This is a genomic window from Hydrogenophaga borbori (assembly GCF_003417535.1).
Classification (GTDB): domain Bacteria; phylum Pseudomonadota; class Gammaproteobacteria; order Burkholderiales; family Burkholderiaceae_C; genus Hydrogenophaga; species Hydrogenophaga borbori.
On record NZ_QVLS01000001.1, the window covers coordinates 215,249 to 232,458 of the forward strand.

Consider the following 17,210-nt stretch of genomic DNA (forward strand, 5'->3'; position numbering starts at 1 on the left):
GGGCCCGATTATCCCGCCGTGACCAGTTTGCGCAGTTCAGGCCAGACCGTGTCGCGCATGGTGGGCTGGGCCTTCTCGTTCGGGTGGATGCGGTCGCTCTGGAACAGCGCCAGCGGGTCGGCGCCGTCGGCCACGCCCTTGAGGAAGAAGGGCACCAGCGCGGCCTTTTCCTGCCGCGCCACGGCGGCGAACAGTTCGCGGAATTCCTGTCCGTACTTCGCGCCGTAGTTGGGCGGCATCTCCATGCCCAGCAGCAGCACGCGCGCGCCGGCGGCCTTGGCGGCGCGCGCCATGGCGGCGAGGTTGTCGCGCGTCATGCTCAGCGGCAGGCCTCGCAGGGCGTCGTTGCCGCCCAGTTCGATGACCACGACCGAGGGCCGGTGCTGCTGGAGCAGCGCCGGCAGGCGCGAACGCCCGCCCGAGGTGGTGTCGCCGCTGACGCTGGCATTGACCACCCGCGCCGGAACCTTTTCGGCCTTGAGCCGCTCTTCGGTGAGCGCGACCCAGCCGCTGCCCCGGCGCAGGCCGTACTCGGCGCTGAGCGAATCGCCCACCACCAGCACCACGGGCTCGGCCTTGCCCTGGGCGCGCAGCGCGCCCGCCTGGCCGAGCGCCCACGCCGCCACCAGGCTCAGGCTAAAGTGGCGGCGGTTCGTCTTCAGGGAATGCTTCATGTCCGATGTGATGATTGCGGTCAGCCATGTGTTCAAGTCGGTGTCCGACTCGACGGGCACGCTGACCATTCTGCGCGATATCGATTTCAGCCTGCGCCGCGCCGAAACCGTGGCCATCGTGGGCGCCTCGGGCTCGGGCAAAAGCACCTTGCTGTCGATCATCGCGGGCTTGGATACCCCGACGCAGGGAACGGTTCACATCGATGGCGTCGATCTGTTCGCCATGGACGAGGACCGCCGCGCCGCGCTGCGCGCCGAGAAAGTGGGTTTCGTGTTCCAGAGCTTCCAGCTGCTGGCCAACCTGACGGCATTGGAGAACGTGATGCTGCCGCTGGAGTTGGCTGGGCGGCGCGATGCCCGCGCCGCCGCCACGCAGATGCTGCAGCGCGTGGGCCTGGGCGAGCGGCTCAACCACTACCCCAAGGTGCTGTCGGGCGGCGAGCAGCAGCGCGTGGCCCTGGCGCGGGCCTTCGTGGTGCGCCCGGCCGTGCTGCTGGCCGACGAGCCCACGGGCAGCCTGGACTTCGCCACCGGTGCCAGCGTGATGGAGCTGATGTTCGAGCTCAACCGCGAGCAGCACACCACGCTGGTGCTGGTCACGCACGACCGCGGCATCGCCGAGCGCTGCGAGCGCCGCATCACCATCAGCGCGGGCCAGGTGGCCGACATCAGCGCCGGCGTCGCGGCCTGAGGCGCCGCGCGCGGGCTGGCGGGGCCGCCGGGGCCGGGGGCCGATAATCGCGGCCATGTCCGCTCCGCCCAAAGCCCCGTCCGCCACCAAAGTCCTGTTCGGTTTCCACGCGGTCGGCGTGCGCCTGAAGACCGCGCCGCAGAGCCTGGTCGAGGTCTACGTGGACAGCTCGCGGCGCGACGCGCGCATGCGCCAGTTCCTCGACCGCGCCAAGGAAGCCGGTGTGCGCCTGATCGAGGCCGACGCCTTGCGCATCGCCAAGCTCGCGGGCAGCCACGGCCACCAGGGCGTGGCCGCGCGCGTGCTGCCCGTCGAACAGGCCCGCTCGCTCGACGATCTGCTGGACCAGGTGGACGGCGTGGGCCAGGCACCGTTGCTGCTGGTGCTCGACGGCGTCACCGATCCCCACAACCTGGGCGCCTGCCTGCGCGTGGCCGATGGCGCCGGCGCGCACGCCGTGGTGGCGCCCAAGGACCATGCGGTGGGCCTGAACGCCACCGTGGCCAAGGTGGCCAGCGGCGCGGCCGAGACCATGCCGTACTTCATGGTGACCAACCTGGCGCGCACGCTCAATGAGCTCAAGGAACGCAACATCTGGGTCATCGGCACCAGCGACGACGCGCCCCAATCGGTCTACGAGGTTGACCTACGGGGCCCGGTGGCCCTGGTGCTGGGCGCCGAAGGCCCGGGCATGCGCCAGCTCACGCGCAAGACCTGCGACGAGCTGGTGCACATCCCCATGCGCGGGGCGGTCGAGAGCCTGAACGTTTCCGTGGCCAGCGGCATCTGCCTCTACGAGGCCCTGCGCCAGCGCGGCTGATCCCCCCATGGACGAAGAGCTCCGCGCCTGGGTCCGCTCGGCGCGGCGCATCGCCGTGCTCAGCGGGGCGGGCATGAGCGCCGAATCGGGCGTGCCCACCTTCCGCGACGCGCTCACCGGCCTGTGGGCGCGCTTCGATCCGCGCCAGCTCGCCACCGAGGCGGCTTTCCGCCGCCAGCCACAGCTGGTGTGGGACTGGTACGTCGAACGCCGCGTGGCCGTCGAGCGGGTGCGCCCCAATGCCGGACACGCGGCCATCGCTGACTTCCAGCGCCGCCACCCCGGCCGCCTCACGGTGATCACCCAGAACGTCGATGGCCTGCACCAGCGCGCCGGCAGCCCGGGCGTGCTGGCCCTGCACGGCAACCTCGCCCAGGACCGCTGGCTCGACGCGCCGCGCGGTTGCTGTCGCGAGGACGCCATCGCGCCGGGCCATCCGCCGCGCTGCCCGGTGTGCGGGAACCTGCGCCGCCCCGACGTCGTGTGGTTCGGCGAGAGGCTGCCGCAGGCCGAACTCGAGGCCGCGCAGGCGGCGGCCGAGGCCTGCGAGCTGCTGCTGGTGGTTGGCACCTCGGGTGAGGTCTACCCGGCCGCCGGCCTGGCCTCGCTGGCGCGCCACGCGGGCGCGCGGGTGCTGATCGTGAACCCCGAGGCCTCGGCGCTCGATGGCGTGGCGACGCGCCGCCTGCGCGCGACAGCGGCCCGCGCCCTGCCGGCCCTGCTGGACGGGCACTGAGCGCAAGAAAAAAGCCCCGCGGCGAGGGCCGCGGGGCTTGGTCTGGATGCCGTGTCGCTCAGCGCGGCACGATCGCGTAGGACGGGTCGTTCTTGAAGTCCGGGTCCAGGTTGGGCGTGAACTGCACCCAGCGGGCCTGTGCGGTCGAGGCGTTGGTCGCGCCGGCGTTCTTCGCCGCCGCCAGCATGCCGCGCGCCACGGCCGCGTAGCCGCCGGCCCAGTCGGGGTAGGCCGGGTCGTTGGGCTGGGCGGTGGTGCCGCAGGTGGCGGTGCCGTAGTTCAGCTTGTAGAAGTCGGCCCAGGTGTTGACGTACGAGCTGCCGTTCATGGTCTGCAGCCAGTAGCCCGCGGCGCGGCTGGTGCAGAAGCCGGCCGTTTGGGAGGTGGCCAGGAAGCGGTCGATCTGCATGCGGCCCACGCTGTTGAGCACGGCGCTGGCGTTCGGCACGTTGTTCTCGGCCAGCCAGCTCATCACGGTGGCGAAGAAGTCCGACTCGTACGACGGCGACTGGTTGTTGTTGTACTGCGAGATCAGCGCGCCCATGGGCGAGAACAGCGGACCCGATTTGCCCGGGCCGTAGGTGTCCAGGAACCAGGCCATGTTGTTCGACAGCATGGTGTCGAAGTAGCCGTTCATGGGGTGGTTGTCCGGCGTGGCGAAGGCCGCCTCGGCGATGGAGCGCGCGCCCCAGGTCTGGCCGCGCACCTGCTCGGGCATCAACAGGCCCTTGCCCTGCTGGCGGTAGTACGGGTCGTTGGCGGCGACGTTCCAGGCGGCCCAGAACATCATTTCGTCGAGGTAGAAGGCGTCGCCGGTGACCAGGTAGGGGACGTACGAGTACGACCCCTGGTGCGCGATGTCCGGCGTCCAGACGCTGGACGTGCTGGCGGTGGGCACGGCGGGGCTGGAGGAGCCGTAGCGCAGCGCGATGCCTGGGTACTTGACGACGCTGATGGGCTGGTCGGTGGCTTCGTCGCGGTAGTGCACGGGAGCGCTGGCGGCGGCGTCGGCGTTGGCCAGCATGGAGGCGCGGGCGCGGTCGTCCTGGCTGACCAGGTACATCGCCGTCCAGCGCGGCACCGGGGCGATCTCCGCGCGGCCGCCGGTGCCGGGCATGTTGGTGGTCAGCATGGCCGTGCCCATGGGGCCGGTGTTGGTCTTGGCCAGGTTGCTCGCCTCGGCGGCCAGCACGGTTTCGGGAATCGTCAGGCCCAGGTTGTAGTTCCAGGTGGCACGGCTATCCAGGAAATAGCGCATGTTGTGGCGCAGGCGAACGTTCGGCGCGGCGCCGTTGTTCCACACCACCTTGTGCCAGCGCGCGTGGTGGTGGTGCGTGAACGAGGGCTGTGACAGCAAGGTCTGGCCGTTGGCCGTGACGGTCAGCGAATAGCTCAAGTCGGACGGCGAGGCCTTGAGCGCCCAGTTGTTCTCCATCACCACGTCGGTGCGGATCTGGCCGCTCTGGTACAGGCGGGTGTGCAGGCGCGCCACCAGGTGCGGGTGGGCCGCGCCGGTGGCTTGGTTGACCATGGGCGCGACCACGGTGAATTCGCTGGCAACCGGGCCGTACAGGCGGCGGTTGGTGCCGCTGGCGATCTGCTGCTTGAGCTGCTGCTGCGGGTTGGCCACCAGGGTGGTGCCATCGGCGAGCTTGGCCGTGACCTGCAGGTTCCAGGCCGGGTCGGCCGGTACCGAGACGCTGGGGCTGGTCTTGGCGGCGGGGTAGAAGTTGATCAGGCGCGCGGTGTTGGCCGGCAGGCTGGGCACGCTGGCGCTGAGCACGGCGAAACGCACGGAGCCGTTGGCGTGGGTGGACACCTCGTCCATCTGCACGGGCACGGTGTTGCCGGCGCTGTCCTGGGCGCTGAGGCCCTGGCTGGTGGAGAGGTCGCCGCTGCGGAAAGGCTGGCCGAAGGTGATGGGCAGGTTGGTCTGGGCGCTGCCGGACGTCACCTCCACGCAGGTGATGGCGCCCGCGGCGCAGGCCAGGCCGCCGATGCCGGCCGCCGGAGCGGGGGCAGGTGCCGGAGCGGGGGCAGGCGCCGGAGCGGGAGCAGGCGCCGGAGCGGGAGCAGGCGCCGGAGCGGGGGCAGGCGCCGGAGCGGGGGCAGGCGCCGGAGCGGGGGCAGGCGCCGGAGCGGGAGCAGGCGCCGGAGCGGGAGCAGGTGCCGGAGCGGGGGCAGGCGCCGGAGCGGGAGCAGGCGCCGGAGCGGGAGCAGGTGCCGGAGCGGGAGCAGGCGCCGGAGCGGGAGCAGGTGCCGGAGCGGGCGACTTGATCGATTCCCAGAATTTCTTGAAGCTGTTCCAGGACCAGCCACGGGCCGCCGCCGCGTCCATCTCGGCTTGGGTGGGCGAACCGCCGTTGGCGGGCGGCGGGGGCGCCGCGCTGGCCGTGTTGTCCACGGGGGCCGCGGAGGCGCCTTCGCTACCCCCCCCGCCACCACCACAGGCGGCCAGGGCCACGCAGGTGAACAGGGCCGCCAGTACCGGGCGGGACAACTGCCGTTTCTGGCGGGGATTAACCAATTCGATTTCCATGATGTTTGGCGTTCGCAATGAGTTGAATTGAAAGTTCCGACGCCCGGCGAATTTCAGCCAAAAGCGTTAATACGAATGTTTGGGGTTCTGCAGTCCGACCGTGAAGTGCCTCACGTTTTTGGCCCCATTGCCTTGTTTCTCGACGCCACTGCGAATGACTTTAGGGGGGGTGAAAGCGTGAAAAGCGGCACAGTTGATCGGCTGTTCAAAATCGGCGATGTGCGGAAGTGCGCGGAAACGCACGGCTTTTTTGGCCGACGAACGGTATTCTTCGTACAAAAAGACACAAATTGACCCACCACTTCATCGGTGTACCGAATAGGTAGTAGGCGCCGGATGGGAGGCTGATTCGAGCGAATCAGAGGGGTGCGATATCGCGAAATACCGTCAATGAATTATTGACGGCGAATGGCCATTGATCGCCGTGTCAATTGGTAACTCATTCGGCCCTGTGCGCGGGCCGAATGGGAATTCCCTGTCACCGATTGTTGAAAATCGGTGACGAATTGTGAATTCAGGGGAGCAGCGCGCCCGGTGTCGAATGGCCCGCGCGCGATTGGCCATTGAAATCGCTGGAAATGCCTGTGGTGGCGGAGCCATCCAGCGCGGCCTGCCGCCATTGCCATTGCAGGGCCCGGGCCGCCGCCGGGTCCAGCCACCGGGCCAGCGGGGCGGCGTCGCGCTCGTCCACCACGCTGCGGTCGCGCCGCCAACTGCCGCCGTCGACGAGATTGGCCTGCAGGCGGGCACTGGAGCCCGCCCGCACGGTGATGCCGGCCGTATTGATGAGCGTGTTGTGCGCCACCCGCACGTCCACGCCCCGGTTCACGTCCACGCCCGCGTCGTTGCAATGTGCGACCACGTTGTTGGCGGCGAGGCCGCCGCGGTGCTCGAACGACCGGCAGGTGCCGTCGCGGCACACCTGGGGGTCGGTGCCACCGCCGCCCACCGAAATGCCGACGCGCTCGCCGGGTTGCGAAATGCCCTGGGGCGTGCAGATCACCAGGTTGCGTTCGATTCGGATGTCCTCGCTCGCGCCCTTGGCAAATAGGCCATAGGCCACGCGGTTGCCCTGGGTTTTCACGAAATTGGCGACGTGGTTGTCGTGCACGCGCCAGCGGTGGGCGCCGACCAGGTCGAGCATGACCACCGGTTGGGCGGTGTCGCGCGGGGTGGTGTTGCTCAGGGTGTTCCAGGCCAGCTCGCCCGCGTCGGGCCAGTCGCCGTCCTGGCCATTGACCTTGATGGGGGCATTGAAGTCGCTGAGCCGGTTGTTGCGGATGCTCACCCGCGCGCCGCGCCCGATCACGTGGAAGGCGTGCTCGCAATCGCCGTGGCGTGCGCAGGTGCCGCGGATGTCCAGGTTCTCGAACACCCAGTGCGGACGGTCGACGCGGATGCCGTCCACCTGGGTGAAGGCGAACCACACGGTGCCCGGTCGCTCGGCGCGCAGGGCGATGGGGGCGTCGGCCCGGCCGTCCTGGCCCAGGCGCAGGGGGGTGTCGAAGGGGTAGAGGCCCGGCGCCACCACGATCTGCGTGCCGGGCGTGGCCCGCAGCAGGGCGTCGCGGATGGCCTGCGGGGTGTCGACCGCCCAGCGGGTGGAGAGGCCGGCCGGCAGGGGCAAAGAATCGGGGCGCTGGCCCTTGCCCAGGTCAGGCAGGGGGCCCGCGGGCGGCTCGGGTTCCACCCGCGAGCGCAGGGCGTGCAAGGGCGGCAGCAGCCAGCGCTCCAGCCGGGGGTGGCCCTGCAGCCGGCGTTCGGTGTAGCGGATCAGTTCGTTGGGGCTGCGACTCGTGGCCTGCTCCCAGACGGCCCGGCCCCGTTCGGTGCCGGCCAGCCAGGCCAGCGGCGCCAATGCCAACAGCAACAGCAGGCCAAGCGCCAGCGCGAACAGCTTCACGCGGCGTCGCCCATACGGGGGAGGGTACGACGAAAGTGCCATATTCGTTCGCTATCATGCCGCGTCCCCGCCATGGGGGACGCCGAACAAGGGATTCGCAATGAAAGTGACGGTGGTGGGAACGGGCTACGTGGGGCTGGTCAGCGGCGCCTGCCTGGCCGAGGTGGGCAACGACGTGCTCTGCCTGGACGTGAACCCTGAGAAGATCCGCATTCTCGAGTCGGGCGGCATCCCGATCTACGAGCCGGGCCTCAAGGAGATGGTGGCACGCAACGTGGCCGCCGGCCGCCTGCATTTCACCACCGACGTGGCGCGCGCCGTGAACCACGGCACCATCCAGTTCATTGCCGTCGGCACGCCGCCCGACGAGGATGGATCGGCCGACATGCAGTATGTGCTGGCCGCGGCGCGCAGCATCGGCCGCCTGATGACGGACTACAAGGTGGTGGTGGACAAGAGCACCGTGCCCGTGGGCACCGCCGACAAGGTGCATGCCGCCATCGCCGACGAACTGGCCCAGCGCGGCGTGAGCACGCCCTACGCCGTGGTCTCCAACCCCGAGTTCCTGAAAGAGGGCGCGGCGGTGGACGACTTCATGAAGCCCGACCGCATCGTGGTGGGCGGCAGCGACGAGCAGGCCATCTTCCTCATGCGCGCGCTCTACGCGCCGTTCCAGCGCAACCGCGAGCGCCTGCTGGTGACCGACGTGCGCAGCGCGGAACTCATCAAGTACGCGGCCAACGCCATGCTGGCCACGCGCATCAGTTTCATGAACGAGCTGGCCAACCTGGCCGAGAAGCTGGGCGCCGACATCGAGATGGTGCGCCAGGGCATCGGCTCCGACCCCCGCATCGGCTACCACTTCCTGTACCCCGGCGCGGGTTACGGCGGCTCCTGCTTCCCCAAGGACGTGAAGGCGTTGATCAAGACCGCCGCCAGCGACGCCGACCTGAACCTGCAGGTGCTGAGCGCCGTTGAAGCCGCCAACGACGCGCAGAAGCAGGTGCTGGCGCGCAAGCTCAAGCAGCGCCTGGGCGCCGACCTCAAAGGCCGCCACATCGCGCTCTGGGGCCTGGCCTTCAAGCCCAACACCGACGACATGCGCGAGGCGCCCAGCCTGAGCTTCATCGAGGAGGTGCTGGCCGCCGGCGCCACCGTCACGGCCTACGATCCGGCCGCCATGCCCGAGGCGCAGCGCATCCTGGGCGACGAGCCGCGCGTGCGTTACGCCCAGACGCCCAACGAGACCCTGGAGGGCGCCGACGCCCTGGTCATCGTGACCGAATGGAAGGAGTTCCGCAGCCCGGACTTCGACCTGATCAAGGAACGCCTGAAGCAGCCGCTGATCGTGGATGGCCGCAACCTCTACGACCCGGTGTTCGTGCGCCGCATGGGCTTCGACTACCTGGCGATCGGGCGCTGAGGCTCAGACCCAGCCCAGCGCGCCCAGCACCCCGCCCGCGCCGATCAGCCACAGCAGGTGCAGCCGGGTGCGCCAGACGATCAGTGCGGTCACCGCCGTCAGCAGCCACAGCCGCCAGTCGCGCGCCGGCTGGTCGTGCGCTGCGGTGAGCACCCAGCCAGTGGCGATGAGCAGCGCGATCACGATGGGCGCCATGCCCGCCTTGAAGGCGCGCACCCCGCGCCGCTCGCGGTGGCGGTGCGCCCAGCGGGTGGCCGTGTAGGTGAGCACCGAGGACGGCAGCAGGATCGCCACCATCGTCACCCCCGTGCCGAACAGCCCCAGCGCCCAGGCGCGCCAGCCCGCCGAGGGCCCGCCCGCCGCGTTGATGCCGATGTTGAAACCCAGCAGCGCGATGAACAGCACGTTGGGCCCGGGCGCGGCCTGCGACAGCGCGATCGAGGCGGTGAACTGCGCGTCGCCGAGCCAGCCGTTCTGCACCACCAGGTAGCGGTGCATATCGGGTGCCACGGTGATGGCCCCGCCGACGGCCAGCAGGGAGAGCGTAAGGAAGTGGGTGAACAGGTCCAGCCAGTCCACGGCCAGGGGCAGGGTGGTCATGGCCTCATCCCCCCGTGCGGCCCAGTTGGCGCCAGGCCCAGGCGCAGGCCAGCGTGCCCAGGCCCAGCAGCACCCAGGCCAGCGGCCAGCGCAGCAAGGCGATGGCGGCGAAGGTGCAGGCGGCGAAGCCCATGCACACGCCCAGCCCCATGACGTTGCCGCGCAGCGCCGCCACCAGCTTCAGGCCCGTGGCGGTGATCAGCCCGGCCGCCACCGCGCCCATGCCGCGCAGCGCGGCCTGCGCCTGTGGCAGCGTGGCGAGCTGGCTGTAGAGCACGGCCAACAGCAGCAGCAGGGCGAGCGGCGCCACCAGCATGCCGGCCAGCGCCGACAGCGCGCCCGGCAGACCGAAGTGCCGCCCGCCGATCATCAGGGCCAGGTTCACCACATTGGGGCCCGGCATGATCTGCGCGACCGCCCAGTCCTCGACGAACTGGTCGCGCGTGAGCCAGCGGCGTTTTTCCACCAGCTCGCGCTGCACCACGGCCAGCACGCCGCCAAAGCCCTGCAGGGCCAGCCAGGTGAAGGCGGTGAAGAGTTCGGCGCGCGAGCGCGGCCGCAGGGGGGCTTCGTCGGGCCCCGGCTCAGGCATCGCGGGCCAGCATGCGGCGCACCATGTCGGCGGTGAGGGGCTTGGTGACGTAGCCCTGGATCACCGGCAGCTCGGCGGCGCGCTGGCGGTCCTGCGGCGCGTCGGACGAGGTGAGCATCAGCAGCACGGTGGCCGGCTTGCCGCTCAGCAGATCGGTGGCCTGGTGCGCGACCTCGAAACCGTCGAGCACGGGCATGTTGATGTCCAGGAAGATGCAGGTGGGCAGCGCGAGCGGGTCGTCGCGCAGGAAGTTCAAGGCGTCCACGCCGTTGTCGAAGACCCGCACCTCGCCGGTGAAGCCGGCGCGGCGGATCATGATCTCGTGGTACACGTTGTCGGCGTCGCTGTCGTCGATCAGGATGAAACGCGCGGGGGCTGCCATGTGTGGGGGTCCTCAGGCGCGACCCGCCGGTGGCAGGTGCAGGGTGAAGCGGCTGCCGGCGTCGGTGGACGACTCGAGCGTCAGGCGGCCTTGGTGGAGTTCGGCGATGCGCTGGCAGATCGGCAGGCCCAGGCCGGTGCCGTCGTAGCGGCGGCGGTTGTGCAGGCGGTTGAACAGGCCAAAGATGCGGCCCTGGTGCTCCTGCGCGATGCCCACGCCGTTGTCGCTCACGTGGATCTGGTCGAGTTCGCCGCTGCGCGAGGCGCCCACGGTCACCACCGGCGGAATGCCGGGGCGCGTGAACTTGAGCGCGTTGCTCACCAGGTTGTGCAGGGCCACGCGCAGCAGGCCGGCGTCGGCCATGACCACCGGCAGGGCCGTGTTGATCTCGATGCGGCCCTGGCAGCGCTGCAGCACCGGTGCCAGGTCTTGCGTGACGTGTTGCGCCAGGGCGGCCGGGTCCACCGGCTCGATGCGCAGCGGGTGGGTGTCGAGCTGGGCGAACTCGACCAGGTCGTCGAGCAGGCGGCCGATGCGCCGGCCCCCTTCGCGCACGAAGCCCAGGTAGCGCTGCGCGGCCGGCATCAGCTCGGCCTGGTGGTCCTCCACCAGCAGCGAGCTGAAGTTGTTGATGGTGTTGACCGGCTCGCGCAGGTCGTGCGAGAGCATGTAGATGAAGCGCTGCTGCTCCACCGTCTTGCGCTCCAGCAGCGCGACGGTGCGGTTGAGCCGGACCTCGTTGCGCTTGAGCGTCTCGACGTCTTGCGCGCCCTGCTCCAGCAGGGTGGCCGACAGCGCGGCCAGGTGGCGCAGTCCGTCCACCTGGGGGGCGGACAGCCGCCGGGGCCGAACGTCCATGACGCAGACCGTGCCCAGGGCCAGGCCGTCGGCCGTGACGATGGGCGCGCCCGCGTAGAAACCCAGATCGGGCTGCTCGCGCAGCAGGGGGTGGTGCTGCACGCGCGGGTCGTGGCGCACGTCTTCGATCACCAGCACCTCGCCGGGCGTCTGGATAGCGATGGCGCAGAAGCTCCAGTCGCGCGGGGTTTCGCTCAGGGGCAGGCCGATGCGGGCCTTGAACCACTGCCGCTCGGCGTCCACCAGCGAGACCAGGGCGATGGGGGTGTCGCACAGGGTCTGGGCCAGGGCGGCGATGCCGTCGTAGGCCCGGTCGGGCAGGGTGTCGAGCACGCCCAGCGCGCGCAACCGCGCGAGGCGCGGGCCTTCTGGGGCGGGCGGCGGAGAGGGCTGCATCGGGGGCTGGGAGCGAGCAAAACCCTGATTTGTAACACGCTGGCCCGCCGCCGGTTGTCCGCCGGGCGGCTGGACAGGGTGTGATATTCCTCACATCCCCACCTTGGGGGATGCGAGATTGCGGGGCCGCCTCAGACCGACATGCCGCCGCTGACCTCGATCACTGCGCCGTTGACATAGCTGGCGTCGTCGCTGGCCAGGAAGGCGTAGACGCTGGCGATCTCCTCGGGCCGGCCCAGGCGGTGCAGGGGCACGCGCTGGCGCATTTCGTCCAGCACCTTGTCGGGGATGGTGGCGAGGATGGGCGTTTCGATGAATCCCGGTGCGACGGCGTTGACGCGGATGCCCTTGGGCCCCAGCTCGCGCGCCCAGGTCTTGGTGAAGCCAATGACGCCGAACTTGCTGGCGGCGTAGTTGGTCTGGCCGTAGTTGCCGTACAGGCCCACCACCGACGAGGCATTGAGGATCACGCCATGGCCCTGGCGCACCATGGCGTCGGCCACTGCCTGGGCGCAGTGGAAGACGCCGCGCAGATTGACGTCGATGACGCGATCGAACTGCTCGATCGTCATCTTCTGCAGGCGCGCGTCCTGCGTGATGCCGGCGTTGTTGACGAGCACGTCGATGCGGCCGTGGCGCGACAGCACCTTGGCCACCACCCCGTCCACTTGCGCGCGCTCGGTCACGTCCAGCGCGTGGCCCTCGGCCTGGGCCCCCAGGGCCTGGCAGCGGCGCACGGCCGCGTCCACGGCCTCTGGCTTGAGGTCGGCGACGACGACGGTGGCGCCCTCGCGAGCGAAGGTTTCGGCGGTGGCCAGGCCAATGCCCTGGGCGGCACCGGTGATGAGGCAGACCTTGTTCGACAGTCGGGACATCGTTCGGGGGTTCAGTACTGGGGTTGGAAGCGGCGGATGGCGTCGCGCGCCGCGCCGTCGAGCAGGAAGCCGCGGCCGAAGCGGCGCGCCAGCACGTCGCAGCGGCGCTCGAAGGCCTCGATGCCCTGGCCGTAGATGAATTGCAGCGCGCCCCCCGTCCAGGCCGGGAAGCCGATGCCGAAGATGGAGCCGATGTTGGCGTCGTGCGCGCTGGTGAGCACGCCCTCGGCCAGGCAGCGCGCGGTCTCCACCGACTGGCGGTAGAGCAGGCGGTCCTTCACGTCCTGCAGATCCCAGGGCAGCTTGGGATCCTCGAACAGGCCCTTGAGCTCCACCCACAGGCGCTTGCGCTGGCCCGTCGGGTATTCGTAGAAGCCACCACCCGACGCGCGACCCGCGCGCCGCAGGGTCTTGACCATGCGCTCGACCAGCAGCTCGCCGGCGCCGGGTTCGTAGACCTTGCCTTCGGCCTTGAAGTCGGCGCGCGTCTGGTCGAGTACGTGCACCGAGAGGGCGAGCGAGGTTTCGTCGAGCACGGCCAGCGGGCCCACGGGCATGCCGGCCTGCACCGCGGCGTTCTCGATCACCGGCGCGGGAATGCCTTCGCCCAGCATGGCTGCGCCTTCCATCACGTAGGTGCCGAAGGTGCGGCTGGTGTAGAAGCCGCGCGCGTCGTTCACCACGATGGGCAGCTTGCCCAGCGCCAGCACGTAGTCGTAGGCGCGCGCGATGGTCTCGTCGTCGGTGCGCTGACCGCGGATGATCTCCACCAGCTTCATCTTGTCCACCGGGCTGAAGAAGTGGATGCCGACGAACTTTTCGGGACGCCGGCAGGCCTTGGCCAGGCTGGAGATGGGCAGGGTGGAGGTGTTGCTGGCAAAGAAGCCGCCGGGCGCCAGCTGCTCTTCGGCCTCGCGCGTGATCTGTGCCTTGACCTCGCGGTTCTCGTACACGGCCTCGATGATCAGGTCACAGCCCTTGAGGTCCTTGGGGTGGTCGGTGGGCAGGATGCGGTCGAGCAGGCCAAGCTGCTCTTGCACGCTCATGAGCCCCTTGTCGACGCGCATCTGCGTGAGTCGCTGGCTGTAGGCCTTGCCGATGTCGGCGGTCTCCAGGTTCACGTCCTCCAGCACGGTGTTGATGCCGCGGCTGGCCTGGGCATAGGCGATGCCCGCGCCCATCATGCCGGCGCCCAGGATGCCCACCTTGCGCGGCGTGAAGCGCGGATAGTCCTTCGGACGCGAACCGCCGCCGCGCACGGCGTTCATGTCGAAGAAGAAGGTGTTGATCATGTTCTTCGCCACCGGGCTCACGATGAGCTGGGCGAGGTAACGGCTCTCGATGCGCAGCGCCGTGTCGTAGTCGACCATCGCGCCTTCCACCATGGCGGCCAGCGCGGCCTCGGGGGCGGGGTACAGGCCCTGGGTTTTCTGCCGCAGCAGGGCCGGCGCCACGCTGAGCATGCCGGCCACCTTGGGGTTGCTCGGCGTGCCGCCGGGCATCTTGTAGTCCTTGGCGTCCCAGGGGTGCTGGGCCGTCGGGTGGGCGCCGATGAAGGCCTCGGCCGCGGCGCGCAGGCTCAGCGCGTCGGGTGCGAGCTCGTGCACCAGGCCCAGCTCCAGCGCCTCGCGCGGACTGAACAGGCGGCTTTCCAGGATGAAGGGTTGGGCACCCTGCAGGCCCAGCAGGCGCGTCATCTTGGTGATGCCGGTGGCGCCCGGGATCAGGCCCAGCGTGATCTCGGGCAGGCCGAGCTGGATCTTGGGGTGGTCGATGGCGATGCGGTGGTGCCCCACCAGCGCCACCTCCCAGCCGCCGCCCAGGGCGGCGCCGTTGATGCAGCTCACCACCGGCACGCCCAGGGTTTCCAGCGTGCGGAAATTCTTTTTGGTCTGCTCGATCTCGGCGTAGACCTGGCGCGCGTCGCTGGCCTTCAGGCGCATCGTGCCCTTCAGGTCGGCGCCGGCGAAGAAGGTGCTCTTGGCCGAGGCCAGGATGATGCCCTTGATGAGCGCCTTGTCGCGCACCACCAGGCCCGTGACCGTGGTGAGGTCGCGCTGCCAGTCGGTGCACATGGTGTTCACCGGCGAGCCGGGCTCGTCGAAGGTGATGGTGGCGATGCCGTCGTGCAGCTCGTAGCGGATCGTTTTCATTCGTTCAGACCCGTTCGATGATGGTGGCGATGCCCATGCCCCCGCCCACGCACAGCGTGGCCAGGCCGCGCTTGAGGCCGCGGCGCTCCAGCTCGTCGAGCAGGGTGCCCAGGATCATGGCGCCGGTGGCGCCCAGTGGGTGGCCCAGGGCGATGGCGCCGCCGTTGACGTTGACCTTTTCGTGCGGCACGCCCATCTCGCGCATGAATTTCATCGGCACGGCGGCGAAGGCCTCGTTCACCTCGAAGAGGTCGATGTCGTCCACCGTCAGGCCAGCCTTCTCCAGGGCCTTGCGGCTGGCGGGCATGGGGCCGGTGAGCATGATGGTCGGGTCCGCGCCCGACAGGGCCGCCGCGACGATGCGTCCGCGCGGCGTCAGGCCGTGCGCGCGGCCCGCCGCCTCGCTGCCGATCAGCACGGCCGCCGCGCCGTCGACGATGCCCGAGGAATTGCCGGCGTGGTGCACGTGCTCGATGCGCTCGACCTGCGGGTAGCGCTGCAGGGCCACGGCATCGAAGCCCATCTGGCCGAGCTGTTCGAAGGCCGGCTTGAGCGCGCCCAGGCCTTCCAGGGTGGTGTGGGGCTTGATGAACTCGTCCTCGCCCAGCACGGTCTGGCCCAGCATGTCCGTCACGGGCACCACGGAGCGGTCGAAGCGGCCTTCGCCGCGCGCGCTGGCCGCGCGGCGCTGCGACTCGAGGGCGAAGGCGTCCACGTCCTCGCGGCGAAAGCCTTCGATGGTGGCGATCAGGTCGGCGCCGATGCCCTGGGGCACGAACATCGTCGCGCTGTTGGTGGCGGGGTCCTGGGCCCAGGCGCCGCCGTCCGAGCCGATGGGCACGCGGCTCATGCTCTCCACGCCGCCGGCCACGACCAGCTCTTCCCAGCCGCTGCGCACCTTCATGGCGGCCAGGTTCACCGCTTCCAGGCCCGAGGCGCAGAAGCGGTTGAGCTGCACGCCCGAGCAGCGCCAGTCCCAGCCGGCCTTGAGCGCGGCCACCTTGGCGATCACCGAGCCCTGCTCACCGATGGGCGAAACCACACCCATGACCACGTCGTCCACCGCGGCGGTGTCCAGGTCGTGCCGCCGCTGCAGCGCGCTCAGCGTGCCGGCCAGCAGATCGATCGGCTTGACCTCGTGCAGGCTGCCGTCCTTCTTGCCCTTGCCACGGGGCGTCCGGATGGCGTCGAAGATGAAGGCTTCGCTCATTGTCATGACCTCCGCGCAGCGGGCTGCGGTGCGAGCGCCTTCGGAATGGCCGGGCGGCGCTCATGGTTTGTCCCCGGTGGTGACCGATACCTCGGCCCAGTATATTGACTTTCGCCAAGCACTTGCTTGCCAAAAATCCCCCAACCGTCCAGTCGGTGACAGCATGATCGAACGCACCCTCTTCAACAGCGACCACCAGGCCTTCGCCGACGCCTTCCAGCGCTTCGTCGACAAGGAGATCGCGCCCTTCCACGAGGCCTGGGAGGAGCAAGGCTACGTGGACCGCGAGGTCTGGCGAAAGGCCGGGGCCAACGGCTTCCTGTGTCCGTCCATGCCCGAGGCCTATGGCGGCGCGGGCGCCGACCGGCTCTACTCGGTGGTGCAGATGGAGGCGCTGGCGCGCGGCGGCTTCAGCGGCATCGGCTTCGGGCTGCACAGCGAGATCGTGGCGCCTTACATCCTGCACTACGGCACCGAGGCGCAGAAGCAGAGGTACCTGCCGCGGCTGGCCAGCGGCGAAATGGTGGGCGCCATCGCCATGAGCGAGCCCGCGGCCGGCAGCGACCTGCAGGGCATCCAGAGCACGGCCCTGGTGCAGCCCGACGGCAGCTACCGCCTCAACGGCAGCAAGACTTTCATCACCAACGGCTGGCACGCCGACCTGGTGATCGTCGTCGCCAAGACCGATCCTTCGGCCGGCGCCAAAGGCACCACGCTGCTGTTGGTGGAGCGCGGTATGCCCGGTTTCGACAAGGGCAAGCGCCTGAAGAAGCTGGGCCTGAAGGCGCAGGACACCTCCGAGCTGTTCTTCCACAACGTGGCGGTACCGGCCGAAAACGTGCTTGGCGGGCCGGACTTTCTGGGGCGGGGCTTCGTCTGCCTGATGGAGCAACTGCCCTGGGAGCGGCTGCAGATCGCCATCGGCGCGGTGGCGGCGGCCCAGGCCGCCATCGACTGGACCGTGCAGTACGTGAAGGAGCGCAAGGCGTTTGGTGCCACGGTGGCGGCCTTCCAGAACACGCGCTACACCCTGGCCGAGCTGCAGACCGAGGTGCAGGTGGCGCGCGTGTTCGTGGACAAGTGCTGCGAGCTCGTCAACGAGAACCGACTCGACTCGGCCACCGCCAGCATGGCCAAGTACTGGTGCTCCGACCTGCAATGCAAGGTGATGGACGAGTGCGTGCAGTTGCACGGTGGCTACGGTTTCATGTGGGAATACCCCATAACGCGCGCCTACGCCGACGCGCGCGTGCAGCGCATCTATGGCGGCACCAACGAGATCATGAAGGAGCTGATCTCCCGGCAGATGGGCCTGGGGGGGCGCTGACGGCGCGCGGTCCCCCACCGGTCATGTCAAG

At 69.7% G+C, this 17,210-nt stretch carries 16 protein-coding genes; 6 read left to right on the forward strand and 10 right to left on the reverse strand.

The window, feature by feature from the left end:
* Positions 1-8 precede the first annotated feature (8 nt).
* Positions 9-674, reverse strand: a complete 666-nt coding sequence (locus DY262_RS01030) for an arylesterase (RefSeq protein WP_116957143.1) — start codon at positions 672-674, stop codon at positions 9-11.
* Here DY262_RS01030 and DY262_RS01035 point away from each other — a divergent pair.
* From DY262_RS01035 to DY262_RS01045, 3 genes are read left to right on the forward strand one after another with little or no spacing between them, the layout of a single operon-like run.
* Complete coding sequence (locus DY262_RS01035) at positions 673-1,365, forward strand: ABC transporter ATP-binding protein (RefSeq protein ID WP_070400067.1); 693 nt, start codon at positions 673-675, stop codon at positions 1,363-1,365. The genes DY262_RS01030 and DY262_RS01035 overlap by 2 nt on opposite strands.
* 55 nt (positions 1,366-1,420) lie before the next feature.
* Positions 1,421-2,185, forward strand: coding sequence for a 23S rRNA (guanosine(2251)-2'-O)-methyltransferase RlmB (gene rlmB / locus DY262_RS01040; protein ID WP_116957144.1), 765 nt, complete (start codon positions 1,421-1,423; stop codon positions 2,183-2,185).
* Between the two features lie 7 nt (positions 2,186-2,192).
* Entirely contained in the window at positions 2,193-2,921 is a 729-nt protein-coding gene (locus DY262_RS01045) for an SIR2 family NAD-dependent protein deacylase (RefSeq protein ID WP_116957145.1), read from the forward strand.
* Between the two features lie 58 nt (positions 2,922-2,979).
* On the opposite strand, the gene DY262_RS21515 is transcribed toward DY262_RS01045, so the two are convergent.
* Positions 2,980-4,881: an RIFT barrel domain-containing protein gene (locus tag DY262_RS21515; RefSeq protein ID WP_147326151.1), complete on the reverse strand. Its 1,902-nt coding sequence runs from the start codon at positions 4,879-4,881 to the stop codon at positions 2,980-2,982.
* 606 nt (positions 4,882-5,487) lie between these two features.
* Here DY262_RS21515 and DY262_RS21735 point away from each other — a divergent pair.
* Positions 5,488-5,754, forward strand: coding sequence for a hypothetical protein (locus DY262_RS21735; RefSeq protein WP_181936368.1), 267 nt, complete (start codon positions 5,488-5,490; stop codon positions 5,752-5,754).
* Between the two features lie 220 nt (positions 5,755-5,974).
* Here DY262_RS21735 and DY262_RS01055 read toward each other — a convergent pair whose 3' ends face one another.
* The gene (locus DY262_RS01055; protein ID WP_245980761.1) at positions 5,975-7,363 is read right to left on the reverse strand and encodes a right-handed parallel beta-helix repeat-containing protein; all 1,389 of its coding nucleotides are present in this window, start codon (positions 7,361-7,363) and stop codon (positions 5,975-5,977) included.
* A 100-nt stretch (positions 7,364-7,463) separates the two neighbouring features.
* On the opposite strand from DY262_RS01055, the gene DY262_RS01060 reads away from it, so the two are divergent.
* A complete protein-coding gene (locus DY262_RS01060; protein WP_070400071.1) occupies positions 7,464-8,786 on the forward strand; it encodes a UDP-glucose dehydrogenase family protein in 1,323 nt (440 codons plus the stop codon).
* A gap of 3 nt (positions 8,787-8,789) precedes the next feature.
* Here the strand turns inward: DY262_RS01060 and DY262_RS01065 are convergent, their stop codons facing one another.
* The 7 genes from DY262_RS01065 to DY262_RS01095 all read right to left on the reverse strand — a co-directional run bounded on the left by DY262_RS01065 (position 8,790) and on the right by DY262_RS01095 (position 15,852).
* On the reverse strand, positions 8,790-9,386 hold the full coding sequence (locus DY262_RS01065) for a chromate transporter (protein ID WP_116957147.1): 597 nt from the start codon (positions 9,384-9,386) through the stop codon (positions 8,790-8,792).
* Between the two features lie 4 nt (positions 9,387-9,390).
* On the reverse strand, positions 9,391-9,978 hold the full coding sequence (locus tag DY262_RS01070) for a chromate transporter (protein WP_116957148.1): 588 nt from the start codon (positions 9,976-9,978) through the stop codon (positions 9,391-9,393).
* Positions 9,971-10,360 (reverse strand): response regulator, encoded by a 390-nt coding sequence (locus DY262_RS01075; RefSeq protein WP_070400074.1) that lies wholly within the window; start codon positions 10,358-10,360, stop codon positions 9,971-9,973. Before DY262_RS01075 ends, DY262_RS01070 begins: the two co-directional genes overlap by 8 nt.
* 12 nt (positions 10,361-10,372) lie before the next feature.
* Positions 10,373-11,614: a sensor histidine kinase gene (locus tag DY262_RS01080; RefSeq protein WP_116957149.1), complete on the reverse strand. Its 1,242-nt coding sequence runs from the start codon at positions 11,612-11,614 to the stop codon at positions 10,373-10,375.
* Between the two features lie 131 nt (positions 11,615-11,745).
* Positions 11,746-12,489, reverse strand: coding sequence for a 3-oxoacyl-ACP reductase FabG (gene fabG / locus DY262_RS01085; RefSeq protein WP_116957150.1), 744 nt, complete (start codon positions 12,487-12,489; stop codon positions 11,746-11,748).
* 11 nt (positions 12,490-12,500) lie between these two features.
* Entirely contained in the window at positions 12,501-14,642 is a 2,142-nt protein-coding gene (locus tag DY262_RS01090; RefSeq protein WP_116957151.1) for a 3-hydroxyacyl-CoA dehydrogenase NAD-binding domain-containing protein, read from the reverse strand.
* A gap of 4 nt (positions 14,643-14,646) precedes the next feature.
* A complete protein-coding gene (locus DY262_RS01095; RefSeq protein WP_116957152.1) occupies positions 14,647-15,852 on the reverse strand; it encodes an acetyl-CoA C-acetyltransferase in 1,206 nt (401 codons plus the stop codon).
* Positions 15,853-16,015: 163 nt separating this feature from the next.
* On the opposite strand from DY262_RS01095, the gene DY262_RS01100 reads away from it, so the two are divergent.
* The gene (locus DY262_RS01100; protein WP_116957153.1) at positions 16,016-17,179 is read left to right on the forward strand and encodes an acyl-CoA dehydrogenase family protein; all 1,164 of its coding nucleotides are present in this window, start codon (positions 16,016-16,018) and stop codon (positions 17,177-17,179) included.
* Positions 17,180-17,210: the final 31 nt, after the last annotated feature.